The 25,326-nt window shown below is 35.6% G+C and carries 26 protein-coding genes; 5 read left to right on the forward strand and 21 right to left on the reverse strand.

Annotated features, from left to right (window positions below; genetic code table 11):
* Positions 1-140: 140 nt before the first annotated feature.
* The 14 genes from RGQ13_RS14390 to wecA form a co-directional block, all read right to left on the reverse strand.
* Complete coding sequence (locus RGQ13_RS14390) at positions 141-1,070, reverse strand: hypothetical protein (RefSeq protein WP_348390438.1); 930 nt, start codon at positions 1,068-1,070, stop codon at positions 141-143.
* Between the two features lies 1 nt (position 1,071).
* Positions 1,072-2,172: a class I SAM-dependent methyltransferase gene (locus RGQ13_RS14395; RefSeq protein ID WP_348390439.1), complete on the reverse strand. Its 1,101-nt coding sequence runs from the start codon at positions 2,170-2,172 to the stop codon at positions 1,072-1,074.
* A gap of 12 nt (positions 2,173-2,184) precedes the next feature.
* Positions 2,185-3,468 (reverse strand): hypothetical protein, encoded by a 1,284-nt coding sequence (locus RGQ13_RS14400; RefSeq protein ID WP_348390440.1) that lies wholly within the window; start codon positions 3,466-3,468, stop codon positions 2,185-2,187.
* A gap of 26 nt (positions 3,469-3,494) precedes the next feature.
* A complete protein-coding gene (locus tag RGQ13_RS14405; protein WP_348390441.1) occupies positions 3,495-4,376 on the reverse strand; it encodes a hypothetical protein in 882 nt (293 codons plus the stop codon).
* 234 nt (positions 4,377-4,610) lie between these two features.
* The gene (gene rfbB / locus RGQ13_RS14410; RefSeq protein ID WP_348390442.1) at positions 4,611-5,678 is read right to left on the reverse strand and encodes a dTDP-glucose 4,6-dehydratase; all 1,068 of its coding nucleotides are present in this window, start codon (positions 5,676-5,678) and stop codon (positions 4,611-4,613) included.
* A 62-nt stretch (positions 5,679-5,740) separates the two neighbouring features.
* The gene (gene rfbD / locus RGQ13_RS14415) at positions 5,741-6,628 is read right to left on the reverse strand and encodes a dTDP-4-dehydrorhamnose reductase (RefSeq protein WP_348390443.1); all 888 of its coding nucleotides are present in this window, start codon (positions 6,626-6,628) and stop codon (positions 5,741-5,743) included.
* A 4-nt stretch (positions 6,629-6,632) separates the two neighbouring features.
* Positions 6,633-7,181, reverse strand: coding sequence for a dTDP-4-dehydrorhamnose 3,5-epimerase (rfbC, locus tag RGQ13_RS14420; RefSeq protein WP_348390444.1), 549 nt, complete (start codon positions 7,179-7,181; stop codon positions 6,633-6,635).
* 8 nt (positions 7,182-7,189) lie between these two features.
* Complete coding sequence (rfbA, locus tag RGQ13_RS14425) at positions 7,190-8,068, reverse strand: glucose-1-phosphate thymidylyltransferase RfbA (RefSeq protein WP_348390445.1); 879 nt, start codon at positions 8,066-8,068, stop codon at positions 7,190-7,192.
* A gap of 18 nt (positions 8,069-8,086) precedes the next feature.
* Positions 8,087-9,526, reverse strand: a complete 1,440-nt coding sequence (locus tag RGQ13_RS14430; RefSeq protein ID WP_348390446.1) for a lipopolysaccharide biosynthesis protein — start codon at positions 9,524-9,526, stop codon at positions 8,087-8,089.
* Position 9,527: 1 nt separating this feature from the next.
* Positions 9,528-10,178, reverse strand: a complete 651-nt coding sequence (locus RGQ13_RS14435) for an ABC transporter ATP-binding protein (RefSeq protein ID WP_348390447.1) — start codon at positions 10,176-10,178, stop codon at positions 9,528-9,530.
* Positions 10,175-10,960: an ABC transporter permease gene (locus RGQ13_RS14440; RefSeq protein ID WP_348390448.1), complete on the reverse strand. Its 786-nt coding sequence runs from the start codon at positions 10,958-10,960 to the stop codon at positions 10,175-10,177. Before RGQ13_RS14440 ends, RGQ13_RS14435 begins: the two co-directional genes overlap by 4 nt.
* A gap of 4 nt (positions 10,961-10,964) precedes the next feature.
* Positions 10,965-12,941: a polysaccharide biosynthesis/export family protein gene (locus tag RGQ13_RS14445; protein ID WP_348390449.1), complete on the reverse strand. Its 1,977-nt coding sequence runs from the start codon at positions 12,939-12,941 to the stop codon at positions 10,965-10,967.
* Entirely contained in the window at positions 12,934-13,347 is a 414-nt protein-coding gene (locus tag RGQ13_RS14450) for a hypothetical protein (RefSeq protein WP_348390450.1), read from the reverse strand. The genes RGQ13_RS14445 and RGQ13_RS14450 overlap by 8 nt, the downstream gene beginning before the upstream one ends.
* 153 nt (positions 13,348-13,500) lie before the next feature.
* Complete coding sequence (wecA, locus tag RGQ13_RS14455; protein ID WP_348390451.1) at positions 13,501-14,562, reverse strand: UDP-N-acetylglucosamine--undecaprenyl-phosphate N-acetylglucosaminephosphotransferase; 1,062 nt, start codon at positions 14,560-14,562, stop codon at positions 13,501-13,503.
* Between the two features lie 467 nt (positions 14,563-15,029).
* On the opposite strand from wecA, the gene RGQ13_RS14460 reads away from it, so the two are divergent.
* Complete coding sequence (locus RGQ13_RS14460; RefSeq protein WP_348390452.1) at positions 15,030-16,523, forward strand: peptide MFS transporter; 1,494 nt, start codon at positions 15,030-15,032, stop codon at positions 16,521-16,523.
* Positions 16,524-16,909: 386 nt separating this feature from the next.
* On the opposite strand, the gene RGQ13_RS14465 is transcribed toward RGQ13_RS14460, so the two are convergent.
* The 4 genes from RGQ13_RS14465 to ribH are packed head-to-tail and all read right to left on the reverse strand — an operon-like array spanning position 16,910 to position 19,294.
* Entirely contained in the window at positions 16,910-17,383 is a 474-nt protein-coding gene (locus tag RGQ13_RS14465; RefSeq protein ID WP_348390453.1) for a phosphatidylglycerophosphatase A family protein, read from the reverse strand.
* 45 nt (positions 17,384-17,428) lie between these two features.
* On the reverse strand, positions 17,429-18,397 hold the full coding sequence (thiL, locus tag RGQ13_RS14470; protein ID WP_348390454.1) for a thiamine-phosphate kinase: 969 nt from the start codon (positions 18,395-18,397) through the stop codon (positions 17,429-17,431).
* Positions 18,398-18,400: 3 nt separating this feature from the next.
* On the reverse strand, positions 18,401-18,817 hold the full coding sequence (gene nusB, locus RGQ13_RS14475; protein ID WP_348390455.1) for a transcription antitermination factor NusB: 417 nt from the start codon (positions 18,815-18,817) through the stop codon (positions 18,401-18,403).
* Positions 18,818-18,829: 12 nt separating this feature from the next.
* On the reverse strand, positions 18,830-19,294 hold the full coding sequence (ribH, locus tag RGQ13_RS14480) for a 6,7-dimethyl-8-ribityllumazine synthase (RefSeq protein ID WP_348390456.1): 465 nt from the start codon (positions 19,292-19,294) through the stop codon (positions 18,830-18,832).
* A 184-nt stretch (positions 19,295-19,478) separates the two neighbouring features.
* On the opposite strand from ribH, the gene RGQ13_RS14485 reads away from it, so the two are divergent.
* Complete coding sequence (locus tag RGQ13_RS14485) at positions 19,479-19,787, forward strand: DUF6170 family protein (protein WP_348390457.1); 309 nt, start codon at positions 19,479-19,481, stop codon at positions 19,785-19,787.
* An 85-nt stretch (positions 19,788-19,872) separates the two neighbouring features.
* Here the strand turns inward: RGQ13_RS14485 and RGQ13_RS14490 are convergent, their stop codons facing one another.
* Complete coding sequence (locus tag RGQ13_RS14490; protein ID WP_348390458.1) at positions 19,873-19,995, reverse strand: hypothetical protein; 123 nt, start codon at positions 19,993-19,995, stop codon at positions 19,873-19,875.
* Positions 19,996-20,295: 300 nt separating this feature from the next.
* A complete protein-coding gene (locus RGQ13_RS14495) occupies positions 20,296-21,930 on the reverse strand; it encodes an electron transfer flavoprotein-ubiquinone oxidoreductase (RefSeq protein ID WP_348393411.1) in 1,635 nt (544 codons plus the stop codon).
* 327 nt (positions 21,931-22,257) lie between these two features.
* Here RGQ13_RS14495 and RGQ13_RS14500 point away from each other — a divergent pair, with 327 nt between their 5' ends.
* From RGQ13_RS14500 to RGQ13_RS14510, 3 genes are all read left to right on the forward strand, one after another.
* Positions 22,258-23,007, forward strand: coding sequence for an electron transfer flavoprotein subunit beta/FixA family protein (locus RGQ13_RS14500; RefSeq protein WP_348390459.1), 750 nt, complete (start codon positions 22,258-22,260; stop codon positions 23,005-23,007).
* Positions 23,007-23,933: an electron transfer flavoprotein subunit alpha/FixB family protein gene (locus tag RGQ13_RS14505; protein WP_348390460.1), complete on the forward strand. Its 927-nt coding sequence runs from the start codon at positions 23,007-23,009 to the stop codon at positions 23,931-23,933. The genes RGQ13_RS14500 and RGQ13_RS14505 overlap by 1 nt, the downstream gene beginning before the upstream one ends.
* Positions 23,934-24,191: 258 nt before the next feature.
* Positions 24,192-24,527: a translation initiation factor gene (locus RGQ13_RS14510; protein WP_348390461.1), complete on the forward strand. Its 336-nt coding sequence runs from the start codon at positions 24,192-24,194 to the stop codon at positions 24,525-24,527.
* Here the strand turns inward: RGQ13_RS14510 and RGQ13_RS14515 are convergent.
* Positions 24,524-25,282, reverse strand: coding sequence for an endonuclease/exonuclease/phosphatase family protein (locus RGQ13_RS14515; protein WP_348390462.1), 759 nt, complete (start codon positions 25,280-25,282; stop codon positions 24,524-24,526). The genes RGQ13_RS14510 and RGQ13_RS14515 overlap by 4 nt on opposite strands.
* Positions 25,283-25,326: the final 44 nt, after the last annotated feature.

Consider the following 25,326-nt stretch of genomic DNA (forward strand, 5'->3'; position numbering starts at 1 on the left):
AAACATTTATAGGGTATGGCTTACAGTGAGCAATTTAATTAACTCTATCTTACAATTGGGTAGTTTTTCATTTTATGTTGGACCTTTTTTAAAAGCGTCTGCCTAATGCAGTTTGTTCCAAATATATGAAACACTTTACTCTATTGGGTTTTAAAATAATTTGCATCAATAATGCTTTGAAAGTTTGTGGAGTTAATGATTTCATTTTCAAAAGTTGCTGATAGCTCTCTTCTTGGTCTATCACTTATTACATCAGAACTTCTCCCACTATCACCTGTCACTTTAAATATTCCAAAGATATCTTCAAAATCATCATCATATGGCAGAGATAGTGCTTTTGTGATCATTTGCATTTGTTCTTTCGGCTGCTTTACAAAATCTTCGTATTTAAATATTTCTTCTTTCTTAAATTTATTGATTAATTGCAATAGCCTGGAACAATACTCATCAAATGTCCTTGGCTTAAAATGCACCCAACCATTTTTTACAAGCGATTCATAAGAATCTATTGGATTACGAATAGTTAAAATGGATTGCACAGTATAGTCTTCTTCTAATATAGCTAGAGTTCTACTCTTTTCGGGAATTTCCTCGTTAGTATTAAAATCGACATGAGAATGATCACGCAATACAAGAGCACCACCTAAATCATTTACATGTTGATAAACTTTATCGATTGATTCTTTAAATAAACCTTCGGCTAATTTTCTTTGATTAGGTATTCCTGCATATTTAGTCAATGTCGAAATATCAGTTCCAAGTCCTGTACCTCTATTTATGAACGGATGAACTTCGCTTAACAAATATACATTAGGCATAGCTGAAATACATTTAGATATGAGAGTCCCTCCACTGCACGCTAAATGATGTATAATACGTATAGTTGGTTTTTTTTTAACTTCATATTCTTTACAAATTTTATCACAAAGATCCAAAAGTGATTGAATGTCGTTCAAAGAACCAAATGACTCAGGTAAGCCTATATGACTCTCCCAATCAACATTCGTTTTTTCAATTAATCCTACTGCATCGTCAAGTTGTTTTTTAAGCATTTCAAAATTTGTAGACATTTTAGTTATCCACAACATTTTCAGAAGCTAAAAACAACTCAGGGGACTCTTGCTGTAATTGTTGATAATAACGTGACGCCAAAATTAGGTTTTTCCTTAGCTCTTTAACTAAGTTTACAAGTTCCTTTTCTGAAGTTACTTTTTGACTATACGACTCTCTTAAATGATCTAAGTCTATTTGAGCTTTAGTTAGCATTTTTTTCCCTACACTAGAACTGCGTGATTTCTCTTTCAGTTCTGTTTTTAAGCTTTCAACTTGTAACTTAAGAGATTCCGCCCATTCTTCGTTCTTTTGGCGGCAGCTTGCTTCCTCATCACGCTCGACTGTTAAATTAGCTATTTGCTCGTCTTTACTTTTGTTACATTCAATTAATTCAGCTTGTTTAGTTTTCAGACTCAAATTATAAGATTCAACCTCTAGCAACTTGCGCTCTAACTTTTTAATTTTTTGTACATTTTTATCTTGTTTAAAAGTAAGCTCAGAGAAAATCACACCTTCATTAGAGCGCTTTTCTAATTGAAAGCCCTTATTTATCATCAATTGAGTAATCTTGCTTTCATTAGAAGCATTTTCAAAATAATTATATTTGCCTACCTGTACTGTAATATTGGTAAACAACGTTAAACTCTCAATAGTCGAATTGTTCAAACAGTCATATTCACTTCCATTCATTTGCAAAATAAGACTATTATTATTTTCACAATCTAAAGCCAGTCTTTCAATAAGATTAGTAAATGAAAGAGTATTGACTTCAATGTTTTTTTCATCTTTAAGGTTCTTAAAAACTTTCTTTAAATTTACCGCTTTGTTTAAACTGCTGAACTGAACGGGTTGAGTTAAGTGTAGTAGATGTTTGTTTTCATCAGATGACAGTGCAACATTAAACAATTTAATCTTTTTGTTTACAGCCGCTTTTTTAGTTAACTTATTAAAAAACTGAGGCACGGGTTCAATAAGAACGATTTGTTCGGGTTTCAAAGCTAAGTAGTCTTCCAGTTCATTACAGTTACCTGCACCAACATGTACAATTGCGCCAATATTTTTGCTAGCATTCTCTAAAAGTGTAGCATTTCCATTTTTAGGTCTAATTGGTTTTGTCATGTTAAAGCGGCCTTACTTTTCTTTATAGATATTGTCTAACCAAACACTAAGATCTTGTAAAAGTGTTGTTCTATAACTATTTTTAGGTTCAATTTCGTTACGTAAAATTATATCAGCATTACTTGCGCAATCCACTAAATAACCATTTAATTTATCTACTATTTCATATCTTTTAACGACCTGGAACTCACAATTCAAACGTTCAGCTTCTCTGTTTAGCCAAGTATCAGTTAAAAATAACATCTTAAGGTTGTGCATTGCTGCAAGCCATAATACACCTGAACTTTGCTCCATATATACTTTATCGCAATAGTTGAATAACATTATGTCTGCATTAGAAAAATTATCGTGTAATTCTGTATGGGTCCAAAACCTGTCAACAATTACAATTCGCTTATCATTACAAGCTATACCTTTCAATGTCTCATCAACACTTTTGAGCTGTTCACTTTCATTAGTAATTGTATATTGAATGGTGATGGTTAAATTTTCTATTGTGAGGTTACTAATAATTTCAGAAAGTAATGAAGGTAAATCTAAAAATCCTTTATTCACTTTGGCATCACCCGTAAACAAAAGAATGCTGTATTTTTTTCTTTTTGTATGTGCGCTGTTACTTTTTAACTGTTGGAAGTCATCCTTTATTGGTTTACTATTTTTCCCCACATAATTCAACAAGCCACATGGATGTATATCAATGTTTATATTAAGCATTTTTTTATAACTCAAACGTAACTCTTCATCTGCGGCAAAAAGTCGAACTCCATGCTGTTTTTGGAGAAGATTAAATGCCACTTTAAAATTTAAATAACGTTTAATATCTAATAAACCATTTTGACTATATTTTTCTGGGCTATACATTAGGAAAATACAATATTGAAACGTATTTTTAGTTTGTTTTTTAAATAGTGAAATAGCACAAGCTAGTGCCATTGCATGCTCCCAGTGAAGCGTATGATATAAAAATATCGTCTGATTTATTTGGGTAGAAAATTGATATTTAAGTAAAACGTCCAAATACTCTTTAACAAGTTTATTTATGTATGGAGTTAAATCGCTAATGCTACAACTTTGATAAAAATATAAATAAAAATCAGTTGAAAAATGTTCAATTATTGCGTTTTTTTTTGACCTATTTGTTTCAATAAAATTAATATCGCATTCATTATTACAATAAACGTCTAGCTTTATAGCATCACCTGCGATTAGTTCAGAATTAGTTAAGGCACTGATCATACCAGGATGATGGCCTCCATATTCCCTTAAACCTGGATCGGATATTACAATTTTACGCATTTTTTTCTAATTTATGTTTTTAGTATTTAGATGTTTTGAAGTTTTAACATTTTTTCAAAACGTCTATTTGTAACATCGACCTGCATTGATTTATTTTTCCAGATAGCCGTAGATTGTGACTTGATAAAATAAAACTCTAGTTCTTCTTGAAGTTGATGGATTTGTAATAAGGCAATTTCATTTTCAGACGTTAGCTCAGAGACATGACTTTCAAATTCTGTGTTTTTAACTGACTTATGTTGTAGAGTAGCTAATTCAGTGACACTTTTTTCCGCATGAAGTTTTGCACGACTTTCAAAAGTGCTTTCGTCAATATCTGTAACTAAATCTGCAGCACTTACTATTTTTTCGTAGACTTCTTGGATTAAGTCGTTATCAAAAAGTGAGTTCATGCTAACAGATTGTTTCGTTTCAAATAATTGATTTAATGAAAATTCGTGTGTTTTTGACTTTAGTTCCTCGCTACTCAATCGATGTTGAAGTTTACTGCCAAACTTAGTGTTTACAATGTCAATTAATGAGTGTGGTTTATTTATACAGGAAGCTACATTAACCAATATTGTATTTTTCATATTCGACAAATAAAAATTAAGTAACTCGTTAGTAATTTCAATCCAATCAGGAAAAACATTATCATTTCTATCAATTTTTTCAGGTTCTAATAACGATAAGGTGCATTCTGGTGAATTAAAAAACAAAATAAATTTAATATCATCTTTTTCTTCGCTTGAAGAATACAAATTGTGCAAATCATTGCTTGCAACCCATACTGGAATGCCATTATTTGATTCAAAATTCGGTTTTATATATTGTTCTGACTCGGTTGTAGATAACCCAGCCTCAGTTAATAAATTTACACAATGTTTAGCAATTTTATTTGCAATTCCTGAAAATATTATTTTTGTCATTTAATTCTCTAGTTTTATATTACTAATTAAGTTTATTTTCTCAATTCTGAAAGTCTTTATTGAATATTTTACAGCTTTAAAATATAAGGAATTTCAAAAATAAACAATCGTACAATCTTAGCTTTACATAAAAGTTTAGCACTGAAACTGTTTATTACCGCCGTTTTACCTCTCCAAACCAACTTTAATAACGACGAATTTTGTGTCTGTAACTGTTAGATTGATAATTGTTAGCTACAGCAGTGGCTGCCACCACTTGTTATTTTCAAGGTACCATCGAATGGTTTTTTCAATTCCTGAATCAAATGATTCAACCGGTTTATAGCCTAATTCACTATTCGTTTTGGTCGCATCAATTGCATAACGTCTATCATGACCAGCCCTATCTTTAACATAGGTAATAAGTGATTCAGCATGACCTGAAATAGCTGACTTGGCTAATGGGTAATTTTTCTCTATAGATTCATTGTTTGCAAACTCTTCATTCATCAATTTACAGATAACTTTTACAATATCAATATTGGCCCATTCATTATTACCTCCGATATTATAGTTTTCTCCTATACGACCTTTATTCAGAACTAGTTCAATACCTCGAGCGTGATCTTCAACATATAACCAATCACGAATTTGTTGGCCATCACCGTATATAGGCAAGGGCTTATCATATAGAATATTGGTAATAACTAATGGAATAAGTTTTTCTGGAAAATGCAATGGACCATAGTTGTTTGAGCAGTTACTTGTTGTAACGTCTAATCCATAAGTATGGTGATAAGCGCGTACTAAATGATCACTTGCAGCCTTACTAGCAGAATATGGTGAATTCGGCTCATACGCTGTGTTTTCTGTAAAGGCAGGGTCGTTTGGACCTAATGTACCATAAACTTCATCAGTTGAAACATGGTGGAAACGATGCTCTACTGCTGTTGTAGGTTCATCTAACCAAACTTTCTTAGCCGCTTTAAGTAAACTGTATGTACCAATTATATTAGTTTCAATAAATGCATCTGGCCCAGTAATTGATCGGTCAACATGAGATTCTGCAGCAAAGTGAACAATAGTATTTAACTGTTTATCTCTTAATAATTTTTCTACTAATTCTGTATTGCAAATATCTCCATGCACAAATTCAAAATTCTGATTTTTTTCAACAGTGGATAAACTTTCTTGATTGCCTGCATACGTTAATGCATCAAGCACGATTACTTTGTCATTAGGATTATTCTCTAACCAATAATGAACGAAGTTTGCTCCAATAAAACCGGCACCGCCAGTAACTAGTAGATGTTTCGTTTCCATAATATTCTTTCTATTTAATAGTTAATATATTTTACAATGTTTTTCTTTGAACACATCAAAGTTTATAAAAGCTCAGTTAACATTGTGTTTAATTGTTTTTGCCAATGAATAGTCTCTATACCCGTTAACTTTTCTAAACTACTTTTATCTAATACACTAAACGATGGCCTCTGTGCTGGAGTTGGATAAGCACTTGCAGGTATAGGTCGTACAGGAATTTCATTACTTAAAAGTTCAAGAGTTAGTCCTTGCTGCTGAATAGCAATAGCAAAATCATACCAAGATGTTACACCGGCATCTGTCCAATGGTAAACTTTACCAAAATCACTAACTGATAATAATTCATCATAATCTTTTTCAATCAGTTGCCAAATAACTCTAGCTAACCCTTTTGCCCAAGTAGGTGTACCAACTTGATCATAAACTATCCCTAATTTTGGTAGCTCTCTCATCAATCGCAACATTGTTTTAACAAAATTATTACCATGACTTGAATATACCCAAGCAGTTCTAATAATAATAGAACTGCTTGGAAGCAATTCTAGAACTGATTTTTCCCCGGCTAATTTGCTTTCGCCGTATACACCGATAGGCTTAGTTTTATGCTCGGGTTTATAAGGGGTATTTTGCTTACCATCAAAAACAAAGTCGGTCGATATGTGAACAAATTTAGCATTAATTGTTTTGCAAGCCTTCGCTATATTTTCAACACCAACTTTATTAACCAGATAACATGCTTCTATATCAGTTTCTGCTTTATCTACAGCAGTATAAGCGGCTGCATTTATGACAAAATCAGGAGCTAGTTTGGCAAACGTTGCGTTTACCTCATCGGCATCAGTGATGTCCAGCTCTTGTGAACTAAATGCATAAACTTCGACGCCTGCAGGTTGGGTATCTAATAATTCCCATCCAAGTTGACCATTTTTACCGGTGATAATTATTTTCATCTAGTTACTCAAACGTATCAGCGTTAATAAAAAGATCACCTTCTAAATCTTTACCTGAAAGTTCTGGAGACTGATTATTAACTAATGGCCATTCAATGCCAATATCAGGATCATTCCACCGTAAAGAACGCTCATGTTCAGGAGCATAATAATCAGTACATTTGTAAACAAATTCTGCAGACTCAGAAGTTACATAGAAGCCATGCGCAAAGCCTTCAGGAACCCACAATTGGCGTTTATTTTCGGCTGATAATGTTACACCAACCCATTGACCAAATGTAGGTGAACTTTTTCTCATATCAACTGCAACGTCAAAGACTTCACCTTGAACAACCCTTACTAATTTCCCTTGAGTCTGTTCTAACTGGTAATGCATACCACGTAAAATCCCTTGCTTAGATTTACTATGGTTGTCTTGTACGAAAACACGTTGGGCTACTTGTGTTTGAAAAACATCATCACGAAATACCTCAAAGAAAAACCCACGCTCATCGCCAAAGACTTTGGGTTCAATTATTTTTACATCAGGTATATTAGTTTCAATAATTATCATAAAACTTACTATTTTATTTTATCAGTCAAAATTTGCATTAAGTATTTTCCATAGCCACTTTTAATTAATGGTGCAGCTAATTTTTCTACTTGCTCTGCATTAATAAAACCTTGTCTGTAAGCTATTTCTTCAGGGCAGCAAATCTTTAATCCCTGCCGTTTCTCTATTGCTGCTATATAGTTAGAGGCATCAAGTAAGCTATCTAAAGTACCGGTATCGAGCCAGGCAGAACCACGCCCCATTAATTCAACATTTAATTGGTTTTGTTGTAAATACATGTTATTCAAGTCAGTAATCTCTAATTCACCTCGATGCGATGGTTTAACTTCTTTAGCGAGGTCAACCACCTGATTATCATAAAAATATAAACCAGTGACTGCATAGTTAGATTTTGGTATTTCCGGCTTTTCTTCAATAGACAATGCTTTCCAATTGGCGTCGAATTCAACAACACCGTACCTTTCAGGATCATGTACATGATAACCAAATACAGTTGCACCATCAGTTACTTGAGCAGCATTTTGTAATGATTTAGCAAAATCATGACCATAATAAATATTATCACCTAGAATTAGGGTACAAGGATCGTTACCAATAAATTGCTCTCCTAAAATGAATGCTTGGGCCAAACCGTCCGGCGAAGGCTGCGCTATGTAACTTAAATTAAGACCCCATTGACTCCCATCGCCAAATAGGTTTATAAAACGATGTAACTCTTCTGGAGTCGAAATTATAAGAATATCTTGGATTCCTGAAAGCATAAGAGTTGATAGCGGATAATAGATCATCGGCTTATCGTAAATTGGCATTAGCTGCTTACTAACAACTTTCGTAAGCGGGTGTAAGCGCGTGCCACTACCGCCAGCTAATATAATACCTTTCCTCATTTACTTTATTCCTAACCTTTAATTTAATTCTTTAATTGTAGCGATAATAATTTTAATAATCCCGAAGAAAAGTAATAATACAATTCCGAATAAGCTAATATTATAGACAACTTCTGGATATTGATTGTCTTCTGGTAATGTAGAAGATTCAACAACCACCAAAAACTGCATTTTTCTATAGGCTTCTATGCGTGTCTTTTCTAATGAAACTAGAGAGCCTGCATAAGTTTGTAATGCTATCTCTAGATCTATTTTATAATCTGAAAACATTGCCACTTTTTCACCAACAGTGAGAGAACTACTCTCATCATGCCCAGACAATCGGCTATTTTCATCATTTAATTGCTCTTCCAACGCATGTATTACTCTTTCTAATGATAATACTTTAGGTGAATCATCTGACATTACGGCTTTCATTGCATATAATTCAGCCTTTTTAGCCGATAGCTCTCCTTCTAAAGTATATGCTATTTTTTGAAATGCCATACCTTCAGTTTCAGGATCTAAAAGGTTATGCTCTTTTTGAAACGCTAGTAAGTTAGTTTTCGCCAGTTCTAATTTTTTAGCTGTTATATCATGCTCACCTTGTACAAATTTCAATTGCTCTTGCGCGACTTTATGACCAACACTGTTTATAAACCATTCGGCACGTTCTACTATCGTTTCATTCAGCAGTTGTGCATACTCAGGACTAAACCCTTGAGTTTTAACAGAAATAATTGAGGACACATCATCAATTTCAACTAGAATATGTTCTTGGTAATAAGCTAAAAAATCTTCATTAGAGTCCCAATTGTGTAAGCGACTAAAAAAATCTGAGGAAATTGAGCCGAAATGTTCCTTTATCGATATATTTTCTGCTAAATATTGCAACATGTCATTTGAATTAATATAAGCTTCAACTAACTGCGTATCAGTGTTTGTTGCAGGCATGCCTAGACCACTTAATACAGCCATAGATGCATCTAGAGTCGCCATATCATCAGGTTGGCGCACAATGAGTTGAGATTGGCTCTCATAGCGTGGGCTGGCCCAAATAATTTGATAAAGACTGAAACATAACCAAGGTAAAAATACCGACAAGACGATTGGCTGTTTAAACCAATGTGGTAAAAGGCGCCATTTATCAATAAGCGAATTTAAAAGAGGGCTGTACATCCTTGCAAAACTTTTAGATCTATCTAAGTTCTTTTCAAATTTACTTTGACTGATTATTGCTTTAGGTTGCTCAGTTGTTATTCTTTGTTTAAGTTTTTCTATACGAGCCTTTATAGCTGGGCCATTAGGCCGAAGGTTATGAGCTCTTTGCATTAGTCGATATGCGAGTGCAACATTATTAATGTCATATTCTTTTGAAATACGAATAATATAATCAGGGTTATTCCATTGCGTCTCAGTTGCAGTCCCTTTTAACTTTTGAAATTCTTCTTCTATTTTTTCTATTTGTTTTCGGCTCATATTATAATGCCTGATATTTTTCTATTGCTATTTCTAAATCATTACAAAATTCAAGCTTGCCTTTATACATAATTATAGCACTATCACAAAACTCTCGAATTTCCTTTAAATCATGGCTAACCATAATTACACTAGCACTTTTACTTTTTTGTAATAGCGCATTCTTTGCTTTCCTTTTAAATTTTGGATCACCAACTGATGTAGCTTCATCAATTAAATACACATCAAAATCGATTGCAATGCAACATGCAAATGCTAATTTTGCACGCATACCACTTGAATAAGTTTGTACAGGTAAATCATATTTAACTCCAAGTTCAGCAAATTCTTTTACTTTTTTCTCATAAGCATCAATATTAGCGACACCGTTAACTCTAGCAATAAATCGTGTATTCTCTCTACCTGTCATTTTTGCATGAATACCTGTTGCTAACGCTACAGGCCAAGAAATACTCAAATTCGTTGTTATTTGTCCTTTGTTTGGATATTCACTACCAGCCAACAAACGAAAGAGAGTTGATTTACCTGCACCATTAGCTCCAAGAATAGCAATGTTATGATTCTGAGGAATTGAAAAAGACAGATTTTTCAATATATATTGTTTACCTAAATTAGATGGGTAATATTTAGTAACATTATTTAATTTTATCATCGACTTAAAACTTGCTTCCACGTTATTCGATAACAAGCTAAAGCAAAAAACACTAAGACTATAGTGCAACTAAGCAAATACGTATCACTTACTCCTTGCGCACCAAAGGTTGGGTATGCTGCATCTCTTGACAATTCAACTGCATGTAATACCGGATTCCAGTCTAAATATCCCCAGTATTCTTTAGGAATATCTTGCAAACTGAAAAAGATACCTGAAAGAAAAAACATTGGTCTTTGTAACAAAGATTGAATTTTCTGAATTTCACTAATAAATGATGCTGCTATCGCAAATATTAAACCTAAGCTTACACTTATCAACCAGAGCTGTAATAAATACCCTCCTATTAATAAAGGGTTATTAAGTTGTGCCTCAAATTTCATAAAATAAATAAGCGCGAACAAAACTATAATAATCACTATATTGACTAAAAGCTCAAATAAAACTAGAGCGATTACTGCGCTAATTGGTTGTACTTGCCGGAAAGCAAATAGGGGTTTGTTTTTTTTTATTGCAGTTGATGCCGCACCTAAAGTTCCCAAAAATAGTTGAACAAAGAGCATTCCAAATAACATAAACATAAATGTGGGCATTGCATGAGTAGTATCCCCCATTAACATTGACCTGCCATACGACAAAACAAAAATAAAAATCAAGGGATTTACAATTGCCCAACTAATACCAAATTTATCATTAAATTGACTTCTAATTTCCCGCAAAAATATTGCAAAGATAACATCTTGCCAAACTTGTATGCGAGATCGTTTTATCACTTCAGCCATTTAATTAGTTTGCAACCACATCTGCAGCAACTGCTATTTGATAAATAATTTGTGTCAAGTCTTTAACAGTTTCCATTGATTTTGCTACAACCCTTGGTAAAACAAGTATTTGATCGCCTGGCTGCAACGTAGCTAAATCAGAGCCTTCTGCCATCCAGCTGTCTGACTCTTCATCATGAAATGTGATCATGCCATTTGCATGAACGATTAAAAGACGCTCGTAGTTTGCTCGTTCAGTGTATCCTCCTGACCAAGCAATGTAATCTGTCACAGTTGCTTGTGAATTAAACACAACCGATTGTGGCATTAAAACTTCACCACCGATATGTATCAAATCGGTTTTTTCAGGGATAACGACAACATCACCTTGTTCTAAGTTTATGTTAGCTATTTCTCCTTTATCAGAAACGATCACTTTACCTAGTGGCATTATTTTTTTCGCTCGTGCGACAAAGCCTGAAATTAATGATGCTTCTTGTACTTGAATGGCAGCTTCACCGGATGAAATAGTAGGGTTTGTATACACATTTCGCTCTAAACGATCTAAAGATTGATCAATCATTTCTTTTTGTTTAAGTGCAACGCTTTCACGGCGAATATAAATTGAACTGAAATCGGCTAGTTCAGGGTCAACTTGTACATGGTTTAACAGATCATATAATTTTGTTGGTTTTTTCGCTGTAAAATATGATGGCCCAATAAAACTACCTTCAAGTTTTACATCTAAGACTTGTGCGTCCCAGTCATCATTAAAAAATAGTTTGTCACCGTCCATTAAAGTGAAATCTTCAAATTCATTTATTGGTTGATAAATTGAAAAAGGCCCTTCTGTTCGGGTGCCTACAACCCCAACATGAGAAATTTTAGTTAACGGTTTAGCATAATTTGTAAGTTCTGAACCTTGGGCTTGGTTATCTGTAAATTCAAATCTGAAAGGGTTTTTAGCGCCTGTAGTGACTACAACAGTTGCACCTTGTGGTTCGACTAGAATTACATCTTTATCTTTAAAATTAATAGTTGGCATATAACCTTTGCGAATAAAATCGTAAAGATCAATTGTTACTATATTTTTGCCATCTCGGATAATCTGTATTTTACGGTAGCTACCACGTTCTGCATCAATACCGCCCGCACGTTTTAAAAAATATAATACTGAGTCTGAAGCCATACCTGCATACTGCCCAGGACGGATAACCGGCCCCGAAATATAAACACTTACAGGAGTCGCTGTTAATAAGTTTACGTAAATTTGCACGCTTTGTTTATAAACAGAACGTAATTTGGTAGTAACTAATTGATTTATTTTACTAGCTGGTACATCTATAACTTGTATTGGTCCAATTTCAGGAATGAATATATTACCTTGGTTATCTACGGTAGTGACATCAGCAAAATTAACTGCACCCCATAGCCAGATAGATATTTTATCTCCAGCGGCAATTAAATAATCATCGTTGGTGCCTTCTACACGCTCTGTTTCATAGCCGCCAGCAAAAATATTAGCACCGTATGGTGCGGGCATGCCCTCTTCAACAGTGGGAAGCAAAAGCTCGATAGGATATTCACCAGGGAGCATAGTACCTGAGCGGTAGATTTGAGAGTATTCGCCTTGGTTTAACGCCGTTACATCAGTTGGCATTGATGAAGTACTATCAAGCTGTGTTAATGCTTGGTTAGGTGTCATGCTGCCAGCTAATGCTTGATTAGCCGCATCCATTTTGGCTGACTTTGGTAATGCAGCGTTTGCAGGTTGTGCAAGCGTAAGCATAGTTAGAAGAGCTAAGCACAAAAATAAAAGATTGCGGCCTTCGCCACAAAGACGAAAAATTAAGCTTGAGTTCACTTCTGGATTCCCGCCTGCGCGGGAATGACGAGAAAGAATGCTTGCGATCTTTTGTGGGTTCCGGCATGCGCGGGAAAGACGAAAAATAAAGAAAGATTGCGGCATGCGCCACAATGACGGTGTTATTAAGTTAGTCATTAATAGCCCCATTATAGTTTGTCATCAATGGAGATATAAAAAACCAAGTTTCATTATTCTTACAAGCTCTTCTGTCCTGCCCGTAATATTTACTTTCTGGGTTTAACGTTTTAGTTGATTCAACTGTATCAGTTTTAGTTAAGTTAAAAGCAATACACCAATGTCCCATTGCTGAAATATAAGTATTTTCAACATTTATTGAACCGTAATCAGAATCTATTGAAGTTCCCTGGAAAGCATTATTTAAACTTGCCCATAAATCTTCCGGCAATATTTCGGCAGAAGAATAACTTAACGTTGACTTGGAAATTAACGGCACCTGAGCAGTAACGTCAGGCGGGGGTGATACACAAGCTGTTAATAAACATAAACTTGCAGGAAATAGTAAAGCAAAAAAAGTTTTCATGTTTTTATAATTTATTGATTAATTAATAACCTGCATTTATTTCAGATTAAAGATAAATACAGTGAATAATTTTGATGGTTTAATTGTATATGAGAATAAACAAATCTTCCATGTTAATACTGAAATTAACTGTATGTTTTGCTTAAAGAATTGTTATTTACTAACTTTAATGAAGCGGTTAAGTGCCTTTGTACTACGCAGCACACTATGATACATGCCAAAGATAGCTAAAAACAATGCCAACATTAAGCTTTCAGGTACAAAGTAAACTTCACCTAAGATACCAATAGTTGTCAATAACGCCGCCATAATTGAAATAATAACTAACGTTTGACGTTGGTTATAGCCTAACCGTAGCAGGATGTGGTGTATATGGTCTCTATCTGGTTTAAATGGAGATTGGCCTTTTTTTATTCGTCGAATAACGATTGCTAACATATCCATTAATGGGATAGCCGTTAGATATAAAGCCGTTATTGCATTAAATGAACGCAACTCACCTTGAGAGCCTTCAGATAATAGCCACACAACACTTAAGCCAATAAACATTGAGCCAGCATCGCCCATGAATATTTTTTTACTTTTCCCTTCAGGAATACCTAAGTTAAATAATAAATATGGGAAAATTGCGGTTGCAAGAATAAGCGCATAGCTAATGTAACCTTCATGTCCTTTCAATATAAATAAAATTGAAATACCAGCAAAGGTATTGATACTTAATGAGCCAACTAGGCCGTCAATGCCATCGATCATATTGAAAGCATTTATCGCGACTATGATGGCAAAGTATGTAAATGGTATACCAAACCAGCCAAGATCTAATTCACCAAAAGCAAATAAATTACCTAAATCATGAATATACGCACCAACACCATAGATCATTAAGCTGGCAATGATTAATTGACCAACAAGTCGTACGCCAACGCTTAAGTCATATTTATCGTCAACCGCGCCAATAAATACCATCATTGCTGATGCAATTAGGTATAAACGAAGTTCTTGAGTATTAGGGAGCCAAATAGTTGTTGCCGCTAAAACGGCTAAAAATATTGAAATACCACCAATAAGAGGTACATTACCACTGTGTTTTTTTCTGGCCGAAGGTGTATCTACTAAACCGAATTCGAGAGCTAAAGGTTTAATAACTTTGATTGCTGCAAAAGCAAAAAGAAAGGCAGTACAAGCAGGATAAATTAAAATTGAGAAATCAAACATTTGAAATTTTTCTCGTATTTATACTGTAACCAAAGATAAAACGTCTCCACAAACTACAAATAAATCTATTTATTCTAATAATTAATAAACACATAACTTTATTAAGTTTAATGTATTTATTTTAACGAGTGGTTTAATATTAGCAGATTTCTTTATCTTTGCTCAAGATGTAAAATCTTTCTATTAAACACTAGTTTAAGCGTAGTGATTATAGGCAATATCAGATCTATTTTAAAGTTCTTTATACTACTAAATTGTAATTTTTGTGTTAATGCATTTTAGTTTTATGTATTTATAACTATTTATTTCGTATTAAAAAGTTTGTTTTTGTACAAATTTCCATTTAAACGTTTACAAAAAACCTTATACGAATTGTTACAGTTTGACTAACTTCTCTTGCATTTACTTTTTACGATAGGTATAACCATTGTGTTTTTAAAATTATAAGAAGTTATATAGGAAGTTAAATGTCTAATTCGAATGTGGGGCCTAATGCAGGCAATATGTTTGGTCACCCGAAAGGTTTGTTCTTACTTTTTGGTACCGAAATGTGGGAACGTATGAGTTACTACGGTATGCGTGGTATTTTTGTACTTTATTTAGTAGCGATGGCCGGAAATTTTGGCTGGGATATGGCCTACTTTGGTATTGATGCTGCTGCAGAAGGTGCTGAAAAAGCATTCCAAACGGCTCTACAATCTAAAGCGCTTGGTATTTTAGGTATCTACGCCTTCTTCGTTTATGTAACACCTGTATTAGGTGGTTGGATGGCCGATAATGTATGGGGCCAACGTAAATCTATTATCGTTGGTGGCTTACTAATGATGGTAGGTCAATTTTCCCTAGGTATGCCGCATAGCTTTATTCCTGGTATGGAAGAGACTTTCTTATGGATCGGTCTTATATTCCTTATTTTGGGTAATGGTTTCTTCAAACCAAACATTTCAACTATGGTTGGTGATTTATATGAAGAAGGTGACAAGCGTCGTGATGCTGCTTTCACAATCTTCTATATGGGTATCAACTTAGGTTCAATTTTAGGTTACTTAGTAGTAGGTACTATTGGTGAAAAAATTAATTACCAATACGGTTTCTTAGTAGCTGGTTTTGGTATGTTACTAGGTGTGCTTTTACAACTTGCACTTTCGAACAAATATTTAGGCAATATTGGTGTAGAACCATCAGCTAAACAACTTAAAGGCGAGTCTGCTGCTTCAAACGCACCATTAACGTCTGAAGAGCGTGACCGTGTTAAAGTTATTTTAATCATGTCATTCTTTACTATTATTTTCTGGTTAGGTTTTGAGCAAGCTGCAGGTTCAATGAACCTTTTCGCTAAATACAGAACTGACTTAGTATTTTTCGGTTGGGAAATGCCAGCCTCATGGTTACAAACGGTAAACCCTATTTTCGTAATTATCTTAGCGCCAATATTTGCTGCTATGTGGTTGAAGATGGGCGCTGCTGAGCCAAACTCTCCGAAGAAATTTGCTATGGGGATGTTTTTCTTAGGCCTTGGTTTTATTTCAATGGTAATGGCCGCGTTACAAATTGGCGATTCAGAGACTGTTAAAGCTCACGTTATTTGGCTAGTACTTGCCTACTTGTTCCATACTATGGGTGAATTATGTTTATCGCCAATTGGTCTTTCAATGGTAACTAAACTTGCTCCTCTGAAATACACATCATTACTTATGGGTATGTGGTTCTTCTTCTCTGGTGTTGGTAACTATTTAGCTGCATGGGTTGGCCAAATGGTTGGTGAAACAGGTCCTCTACAAGCCTTCTCTGGTGTTGCAATTATGGCATTCCTTGCTGGTATTTGCTTATGGTTACTAAGCGACAGGCTTGTTGACTGGATGCATGGCGCTGAAGATTCTCACCCTCAAAATATGGATGAGAAACTTGCAGAAGAGATTGCTGTTACTGGTACTCATGAAGGTATTTCTGAGAAGCATTAAATAGACTCAAGTCGTCCCGTACTTGTTACGGGATCTGGACTATTAATAGTTTAATTCAAAACGGAAGCTGGTCTTCCGTTTTTTTTTGCCTAATGTTTAGCGTTTATTTGCTATACCACGATGACACCAATGCTATCGAACACTCATGGCAAGATGTACCGTTTATACTCCTTATTAAGGTTTGTTCTGTTTCAAAGTTTACATTTCGCTACAGCCTAACTACGACAAGATGCAATTGTTCAGTTGATATGAATATAGGAGCAATAAAGAACGCAAGGCGTAGTAGCTAAATTAACCCTGTACAGCGTAAATAACGTTATATAACAATGACAGTTCAAGCAAATGCAATAACAAAGGAGGTATAGGTTAATATGGAGTGCTTAAACTTAAAAGATTAAATGCATCAACACACAAGCCAGAATGCCTGCGATAATGTCGTCTAGCATGATGCCAAAGCCGCCGCCGACTTTTTTGTCTGCAATAGATATTGGCCAAGGTTTGGCGATATCGAGAATACGAAAGAAGATAAAGCCTACAATTATTGTTTGCCAAGTAGCAGGAACAGCTATCATGGTAATGAAGAAACCGGCGATTTCATCCCATACAATTGCACCATGATCGTGTACGCCAGCGTCTTTTGATGCTTTGTCACAGATCCAAATCCCTACGATTGAAATAAAAACAGTTATTGCGATAAATACGTTTAAAGAAAGTTGTGAGCATAATAGGTACAAGGGAATAGCAGCTAGTGTACCCATAGTACCAGGGGCTTTTGGGCTTAAGCCGCTACCAAAACCTAACGCTAAAAAATGCACAGGATCTTTTATATTAAATAATTCACTGGCGCTTTTTTTAGTCATTATTTGCTCGGTTAGTATTATCGGTTAGTATTTTTGCTCAGCGTTTTAAGCTTTCACTGAAAAATGTTCAAAGCCTACTTTTTTAACCACAAATGGTTTCTTCTTATAAGTAAGATTAATTTCTTCAGAGGTATTTAATTGCCCTATACAATTAAACGCAACATTAGCATGGGCCATAGCTGTTTCTATACCGACTTTGTTCGTTGCCGGTACTGAGAAAATTAATTGGTAATCGTCGCCTGAGGTTAATGCCATATTTATTGCATCTTCAGCACTTAAATTATCAGTCAGTGCTTTTGATAAAGGAATATCTTCAACATTTATAGCAACACCTAGTGTAGATGCTCGGCAGATATGGCCTAAATCGGCTAACAGGCCATCAGAAACATCGATTGCAGAAGTAGCAAACTCTCTGATCATTTGCCCAACCAGCACTTGTGGTTGTGGATAATCGAGCTTCGCTTTTACTCTAGCAAAATCAGTTTCATTTAATTTAATTTGACCATTAATCGCAGCGAGTGCTAGACCAGCATCACCGAAATCACCGGTAACAAACAAGTAATCGCCATTTTGTGCACCATTTCGACAAAGTGCTTTATCTTCAGGTACTAAACCTTGCGCGGTAATGGTTATACTTAATGGCCCTTGTGTGGTATCACCACCAATAAGTTGCACGTTGAAGTATTCGGTTAACTCAAACATACCAGCAGTAAATTCACGCAACCACTCTTCATCAACTTCAGGTAAGGTTATAGCAACGGAGATCCAAGCAGGTTCAGCCCCCATAGCAGCAATGTCACTTAAGTTTACCGCTACCGCTTTATGCCCAACTGCACGTGCAGGGGTATTTAAAGGAAAATGAACACCGGCAACTAAGGTGTCGGTGGTAACAGCGATAAGTTTATTATCGTTTGCTCGAATAAGTGCACAATCGTCACCTATTCCCATAGCTACATCTTTACGGCTCACAGGCTGAGCAGTAAAGAACTCTTTGATCAGTTCAAATTCTTTCAAGTGTTATTCTTCTGGACGAAATGTTTTAACGACTTTATCAAGTACGCCATTTACAAATTTGTGACTATCGTCAGTTGCAAATGCTTTTGCAAGTTCAATAGCTTCGTTAATAACGACTTTATAAGGAACTTCTTTACAATCACGAAGTTCAAAAACACCAACTCGTAGAATAGCTTTTTCAATTTGATCGACGTCTTCAAGAGGACGATCAACTAATGGTCGAATAGCGTCATCAATTTCACCTACGTGAGTAGCAACACCACGTAATAATTGTGAAAAATATGCTGCCTCAAAACGGCGTTTAGCGTTATCTGCAATAAAATTTGCTTCTATTTCACTAATATCGTTTTGTGATAATTGCCATGAATAAATTGCTTGTACAGCAATTTCACGGGCTTTTCTTCTAGGAGTTGGTTTCACTAAGCTTTCCGCCTATAGTTGATCTAAAACGTTAACCATTTCTAAGGCACTTAAAGCTGCTTCTGCACCTTTATTACCCGCTTTGGTACCAGAACGTTCGATCGCTTGTTCAATTGAATCTACTGTAATAACACCAAATGCAACTGGGATATCAAATTCCATCGCAACTTGTGCTAAACCTTTGTTACATTCGCCAGCAACAAAATCAAAGTGTGGTGTGCCACCACGAATTACTGCGCCAATAGCAATAACTGCGTCATAACCGCCTTTAGCAGCAATACGTTTTGCTGCAACAGGTAACTCATATGCACCAGGAACACGAACAATAGTAATATCTGCATCCGCAACATTACCGTGACGTTTAAGTGCGTCAACTGCACCTTCTAATAAGCTTTCTACTACGAAGCTGTTAAAACGTGAAACAACAATGGCAAACTTTTTGCCAGACGCTACAAATGAGCCTTCAATTACATTCATTTTTATTAACCTGTTTAAAAAATTGGCGCAATTCTAACAAAGATCAAATTAATAAGGTACTTATTAATTGTATAATAAGGTTGTTTTAGTTCAACTTTCACTCTATTAACATAACTTTTTATTAGTTTGCGACAAGTTTTGACTTTGATACAATAGTTGTCTCATTTATTTTAGACGATAGACCATGAAATTCTATTTTTCTTCAAATCAATTTCCACAACTGCAAACATTTGATTTTCGCAGTCGCCAACAAATTATTAATTTAGCTACGGCCAAGTTGTCGCCTTTAGCCAAATTTGTATTAAACCTATTGAAAATGGCAATTTTAATACCACCATTCTTTATGCTGGCTAATGTCGAGTCATGGTACTTTTTAGTACCTTTGGTCTTTGTTTTGGTAGGTTATTATATTGTGCTTAGGCCGCTATCATTACTATTTATTGATAAGCATTTAGACAAAGCTATTGGTCAATTTGAAAGCGAGAATAGCTAGTTTCAATACAGTAAAATATGTAGGAGTTTTTAATGTCAAACAGGGCGTTTACATTAAATTTGACCTCGACAATTCAAAGCCGGATTTACTTTTGACTGCGATATAGTGCATACAGGGCTTTAAACTCTTCATCTTCCTGACGATTAATTTTGCCGGTAATTATTTTATCGGCTAATTCATTAATTCTTTTTATATTATGTTCTGACATAGATAACTTCTTTATTTTTATTATTAATTGCTTACCCGTTATTTATAGCAAGTTTTTAACAATTAAAAAGCACTACTGTGTATCGAAATTGTAACAATGAGAAATAGTAAATTTAATGCTTAGTCGCTAACAAAAGAAAATGAAGTATTAAAATAAGAGAGCGGACAATGAGATGAAAATCCCTCTTTCATCACATATATGCGTTCTACGCTACATTGTTAATATGTGAAAGAGGAGTTATGGTATTTTTCATAAACAAAAAAAGCGCCGCAGGCGCTTTTTATATGTAAATATGTTGAATTACATATTCGGGTAATTCGGTCCACCGGTGCCTTCTGGTGTAACCCAAGTAATGTTTTGGCTTGGGTCTTTAATATCACAAGTTTTACAGTGGATACAGTTTTGTGAGTTGATCACGAACTTCTTCTCACCTGCTTCATCTTCTTCTATTTCGTAAACACCTGCTGGACAATAACGTTGTGCAGGCTCTGCGAACTTAGCTAAGTTTACTGAAATTGGAATATTCATATCAGCAAGCTTTAAGTGGCAAGGCTGCTCTTCTTCGTGGTTAGTATTTGATAAGAATACCGAGCTCAATTTATCAAAACTAAGTACACCATCTGGCTTAGCGTAATTAATTACAGCACATTCTGAAGCAAGTTTTAATGATTCATGATCATAGCTGTTATCAGAAAAGTTAAATGGCAATTTACCGCCAAAGAAGTTTTGATCTAAGGTATTGTAAGCACCACCTAAGAACGTACCTAGCTTATGCATTACTGCACCAAAGTTACGAGTATTGTATAACTCATCATATAACCATGATGCTTTAAAGTTGTCAGTGTAAGCAGTTAAATCATTACCACCTTCATCACCGCCAGCAATAGCATTAAAAATAGTTTCACCGGCTAACATGCCTGACTTCATTGCAGTGTGGTTACCTTTGATTTTGGCAAAGTTAATCGTACCAGCATCACAACCAACCAAAACAGCACCAGGCATAGTCATTTTAGGTAGTGAGTTAAAGCCACCTTTAGCAATAGCTCGGGCACCGTAAGATACACGTTTACCACCTTTAAGGTATTGTGAAAATTTTGGGTGATGCTTTAATTTTTGAAATTCATCAAACGGGCTTAAATGCGGGTTTGAATAATTTAAATCAATGATTAAACCAACAAATACTTGGTTGTTTTCAGCGTGATATAAATAACCACCACCTGTTGTATCACCTTCAAGTGGCCAACCAGCAGTATGAACAACTAAACCTTCTTGATGAAGTTCTGGGTCAATATCCCAAATTTCTTTAAAACCAATACCGTAGTGTTGTGGTTGTTTATCAGCATCTAAGTTGAACTTGCTTATTAGCTCTTTACCTAAATGACCACGACAACCTTCAGCAAACACTGTGTATTTAGCACGTAACTCCATGCCTGGCATGTATGAATCTTTCTGGTTACCTTCAGCATCCAAGCCCATGTCGCCAGTGATAATGCCGGCAACTTTACCGTCTTCATAAATCACGTCTTGCGCAGGGAAACCAGGGAATATCTCAACGCCCATGCCTTCTGCTTGTTCTGCTAACCATCGACAAACATTACCCATAGAAACAATGTAGTTGCCATCGTTATGCATAGTCTTAGGAACAGCGAAACCAGGTAATTTAATACCTTTCTCGCTACTATTTAATAAATAAATGTCATCGCCGTTAACTGGCGTATTAAGTGGCGCACCGCGTTCTTTCCAATCAGGAAAAAGCTCATTCATCGAACGAGGCTCAAGTACCGCACCAGAAAGAATGTGAGCACCAACTTCAGAGCCTTTCTCAACAACACAAACCATTAACTCTTGGTCTTTTTCTTGTGCCATTTGCATTAATTTACATGCTGTAGATAAACCAGATGGGCCTGCACCCACGATTACAACATCAAATTCCATCGATTCACGTTCCACGCGATTCCCCTTATTACTTATATTTTGTTTCTAAAATTTTTAATACGCTATTTATAGCATTTAATGAACACCAAACCTATGCAAATTAGGTAATAATGTTGCCAAAAAGCACTTTTTATGTAAGTTAACATTGACGTTTTGTAATGCAGTGAGTAATCTTTTGCACCATCAAAGATATTAATTTTGAGTAATAACTTAAAACATCCGTTTAAATAATTTAAAACACTTGTTTTAATTTTACCATTATTATTTTAATATAAATACAATACAACAAGATTTAACTACCATTAATTGGTAATAACAGAGGTCACTATGAAAGTACTTGTTCCTATCAAGCGCGTAATTGACTATAACGTCAAGGTTCGTGTTAAGCCTGATAATTCAAACGTTGATTTAACCAACGTTAAAATGGCAATCAACCCATTCTGTGAAATTGCAGTTGAAGAAGCCGTTCGTTTAAAAGAAGCAGGCATTGCAACTGAAATTGTTGCTGTATCTATTGGTGACAAATCTTGCCAAGAACAATTACGTACTGCATTAGCATTAGGTGCTGATCGTGCGATTCAAATTGATACAGACCAAAATCTAGATTCAATTAACGTTGCTAAACTTTTACAAAAAGTTGTTGAAGAAGAGCAGCCACAACTTGTTTTACTTGGTAAGCAAGCAATTGACTCAGACAATAACCAAACTGGCCAAATGTTAGGTGCTCTAACTGGTATGCCACAAGGTACATTTGCATCAATCGTTAAAGTTGATGGCGATAACGTTAACGTTACTCGTGAAGTAGATGGCGGCTTACAAACTGTTGCTCTTACCCTTCCAGCTATCGTTACTACCGATTTACGTTTGAACGAGCCACGTTATGCATCTCTTCCTAACATTATGAAAGCTAAACGTAAGCCTCTAGATGTTAAAACAGCTGCTGATTTCGGTATCGATTTAAGCCCTCGTACTACGTTGGTTAAAGTTACTCCTCCTGCAGAGCGTCAAGCTGGCATAATTGTTGAGTCAATCGAAGAGTTAGTAGAAAAATTAAAAAATGAAGCGAAGGTGATCTAATGTCTATTTTAGTAATTGCAGAACATGACAATGCAAGCCTTAAGGCTGACACATTAAAAACTGTTGCAGCTGCTGCTGCAATTGGTGGTGATATTCACGTACTAGTTGCTGGTGCTAACTGTGGCGTTGCTGCAGAAGAAGCGGCTAAAGCTGCTGGCGTTAGCAAAGTGCTAGTTGCTGATAACGCTGCATACGAAAATCAACTTGCTGAAAACGTAAGTTTATTAATCACAGAATTAGCTGGTGATTACAGCCACATTTTAGCAAATGCTTCAACAACTGGTAAAAACTTTATGCCACGTGTTGCTGCTCTTTTAGATGTTGCGCAAATATCTGAAATCATTGCTGTAGAAAGTGCCGATACATTTGTTCGTCCTATCTATGCTGGTAACGCTATTGCAACTGTACAATCTTTAGATGCAACTAAAGTTATCACTGTTCGCTCTACAGGTTTTGATGCAGTAGAAGCTACAGGCTCTGCTGAAGTTGTTGCGTTAAGCAATGTTACAGATGCTGGCACTTCAAGTTATGTAGGTGCCGAGCTTACTGTTTCTGAACGCCCTGACTTAGGTGCTGCTAGCGTAGTTATCTCTGGTGGTCGCGGTATGCAAAACGGAGAGAACTTCCAACTTCTTGACGGCATTGCCGACAAACTTGGCGCAGCAATTGGTGCTTCACGTGCTGCTGTTGATGCTGGTTTCGTTCCTAACGACATGCAAGTTGGTCAAACAGGTAAAATAGTTGCTCCAGACCTATACATTGCTGTAGGTATTTCAGGTGCAATTCAGCATTTAGCTGGTATGAAAGACTCTAAGGTTATTGTTGCAATCAACAAAGATCCTGAAGCGCCTATCTTCCAAGTTGCTGATTACGGTTTAGTTGCAGACTTATTCGATGCTCTTCCAGAGTTAGAAAGCGCTTTATAATATCGATGCATTAGCGTCGTTCCGTTGATGAACGGGATCTATTATTATTCTTAGAAAGCTTGCCAATTGGCAGGCTTTTTTGTTTCCAAGATGTGTTGTTTCCAAGATGTGTTGTTTCCATGCTCGTTATAAACTGCAGGAGGTCCTTGATGTCGCTTATGATCCTCTAGGATGACGTAGTTAATTGTTTCAAAATTTGTTCTAATACTGCGATCTAAATACTATATAATACTTATACTTTATTTTTGGAATGTCACAATGTCATCACTACAAGATCAATTATCTAACCTTGTTTATTCAACCGATGGTGGTCGAGTAAAAGAAGAAAAGCCAGAAATGGATGTTACTCCATCAGATGGTTTTGCTCATGTGCGCCGAGAAACCAAAGGCCGTAAAGGTAAAGGTGTAGTGACGATAACTGGTTTAGGGTTGGAAGCTAAAGCGTTAAAAGTGTTAGCTAAAAAGCTTAAGCAAACCTGTGGTACGGGTGGTACTGTTGTTGGTGAAGTAATTGAGATTCAAGGTGATAAGCGGGATGTTATTAAAAGCGTTTTAGAAAAAAACGGCTTTAAAGTTAAATTTATTGGTGGTTAATGGATTTTAAATTTTCCCATTACCGGAAAATGATCGGAAGGCCAACGCTTATACCAAGTATCTTTAATGACCGTGGTTGGCTCAATAGTTTTAATGTATTGATTGGCAAAAATATAATCTAATCGTTTGTAACCGACGCCAGTAAAATCATGAAAAGTAAAGCCTTGCTTATCTACACTGGTTTCTCGCCATGTATCAGCCAATGTCTGTTCTTTGCTCGGTTTTGTGAGTAATGCCAAGCCTTTAAAATTTGGTAATGCATTAAAATCACCAATAATAAATACCGGCATATTTACAGCTGAACCACCAATCTTCTCAAGTAACAATTTAGCTGCTTTTTGATGAAACTTTTGACTATATCCCCAATGGCTGTTGTATATAACCATCGACCTTTGGGTGTATTTGTCTAGTAACTTTGCCCAACTAAAGTTTCGTAAATGTTTATTGCCCCAATGTGAACTTCCTGGAATTTGTGGAGTGTCTGAGTACCATTCAGTATCGGAGGCAAGCAACTCAAACCTTTTATGATTAATAAATATTGGGCTGGCCTCACCACTACCATCTTTATTTCGGCCTCTGCCGATATCAATGTACTGAGGGTGTAATGTAAGCAAGTACTCTCTTTGTTCGATTTTCATTTCCTGAAAACCGATAATATCCGGTTGATGTTTGTGCAGTACGTTATCAACCAAGTGCCTTCTTAGTATCCAATTATTAGGAAATTTATCGTTAGGAACACGGATATTAAAAGACATAATTCGAAAAGTGTTCTGATCATCAGTTTGATGTGCAAATTTAG

Source organism: Thalassotalea psychrophila, from assembly GCF_031583595.1.
In the GTDB taxonomy this organism is placed as follows: Bacteria; Pseudomonadota; Gammaproteobacteria; order Enterobacterales; family Alteromonadaceae; genus Thalassotalea_A; species Thalassotalea_A psychrophila.

What these genes read in the sequence shown, in the direction of transcription:
- RGQ13_RS14390 (WP_348390438.1), bottom strand. Translation starts at nt 1,070, where the DNA reads ATGTCTACAAATTTTGAAATGCTTAAAAAACAACTTGACGATGCAGTA.
- RGQ13_RS14395 (WP_348390439.1), bottom strand. Translation starts at nt 2,172, where the DNA reads ATGACAAAACCAATTAGACCTAAAAATGGAAATGCTACACTTTTAGAG.
- RGQ13_RS14400 (WP_348390440.1), bottom strand. Translation starts at nt 3,468, where the DNA reads ATGCGTAAAATTGTAATATCCGATCCAGGTTTAAGGGAATATGGAGGC.
- RGQ13_RS14405 (WP_348390441.1), bottom strand. Translation starts at nt 4,376, where the DNA reads ATGACAAAAATAATATTTTCAGGAATTGCAAATAAAATTGCTAAACAT.
- rfbB (WP_348390442.1), bottom strand. Translation starts at nt 5,678, where the DNA reads ATGGAAACGAAACATCTACTAGTTACTGGCGGTGCCGGTTTTATTGGA.
- rfbD (WP_348390443.1), bottom strand. Translation starts at nt 6,628, where the DNA reads ATGAAAATAATTATCACCGGTAAAAATGGTCAACTTGGATGGGAATTA.
- rfbC (WP_348390444.1), bottom strand. Translation starts at nt 7,181, where the DNA reads ATGATAATTATTGAAACTAATATACCTGATGTAAAAATAATTGAACCC.
- rfbA (WP_348390445.1), bottom strand. Translation starts at nt 8,068, where the DNA reads ATGAGGAAAGGTATTATATTAGCTGGCGGTAGTGGCACGCGCTTACAC.
- RGQ13_RS14430 (WP_348390446.1), bottom strand. Translation starts at nt 9,526, where the DNA reads ATGAGCCGAAAACAAATAGAAAAAATAGAAGAAGAATTTCAAAAGTTA.
- RGQ13_RS14435 (WP_348390447.1), bottom strand. Translation starts at nt 10,178, where the DNA reads ATGATAAAATTAAATAATGTTACTAAATATTACCCATCTAATTTAGGT.
- RGQ13_RS14440 (WP_348390448.1), bottom strand. Translation starts at nt 10,960, where the DNA reads ATGGCTGAAGTGATAAAACGATCTCGCATACAAGTTTGGCAAGATGTT.
- RGQ13_RS14445 (WP_348390449.1), bottom strand. Translation starts at nt 12,941, where the DNA reads ATGACTAACTTAATAACACCGTCATTGTGGCGCATGCCGCAATCTTTC.
- RGQ13_RS14450 (WP_348390450.1), bottom strand. Translation starts at nt 13,347, where the DNA reads ATGAAAACTTTTTTTGCTTTACTATTTCCTGCAAGTTTATGTTTATTA.
- wecA (WP_348390451.1), bottom strand. Translation starts at nt 14,562, where the DNA reads ATGTTTGATTTCTCAATTTTAATTTATCCTGCTTGTACTGCCTTTCTT.
- RGQ13_RS14460 (WP_348390452.1), top strand. Translation starts at nt 15,030, where the DNA reads ATGTCTAATTCGAATGTGGGGCCTAATGCAGGCAATATGTTTGGTCAC.
- RGQ13_RS14465 (WP_348390453.1), bottom strand. Translation starts at nt 17,383, where the DNA reads ATGACTAAAAAAAGCGCCAGTGAATTATTTAATATAAAAGATCCTGTG.
- ribH (WP_348390456.1), bottom strand. Translation starts at nt 19,294, where the DNA reads ATGAATGTAATTGAAGGCTCATTTGTAGCGTCTGGCAAAAAGTTTGCC.
- RGQ13_RS14485 (WP_348390457.1), top strand. Translation starts at nt 19,479, where the DNA reads ATGAAATTCTATTTTTCTTCAAATCAATTTCCACAACTGCAAACATTT.
- RGQ13_RS14490 (WP_348390458.1), bottom strand. Translation starts at nt 19,995, where the DNA reads ATGTCAGAACATAATATAAAAAGAATTAATGAATTAGCCGATAAAATA.
- RGQ13_RS14495 (WP_348393411.1), bottom strand. Translation starts at nt 21,930, where the DNA reads ATGGAATTTGATGTTGTAATCGTGGGTGCAGGCCCATCTGGTTTATCT.
- RGQ13_RS14500 (WP_348390459.1), top strand. Translation starts at nt 22,258, where the DNA reads ATGAAAGTACTTGTTCCTATCAAGCGCGTAATTGACTATAACGTCAAG.
- RGQ13_RS14505 (WP_348390460.1), top strand. Translation starts at nt 23,007, where the DNA reads ATGTCTATTTTAGTAATTGCAGAACATGACAATGCAAGCCTTAAGGCT.
- RGQ13_RS14510 (WP_348390461.1), top strand. Translation starts at nt 24,192, where the DNA reads ATGTCATCACTACAAGATCAATTATCTAACCTTGTTTATTCAACCGAT.
- RGQ13_RS14515 (WP_348390462.1), bottom strand. Translation starts at nt 25,282, where the DNA reads ATGTCTTTTAATATCCGTGTTCCTAACGATAAATTTCCTAATAATTGG.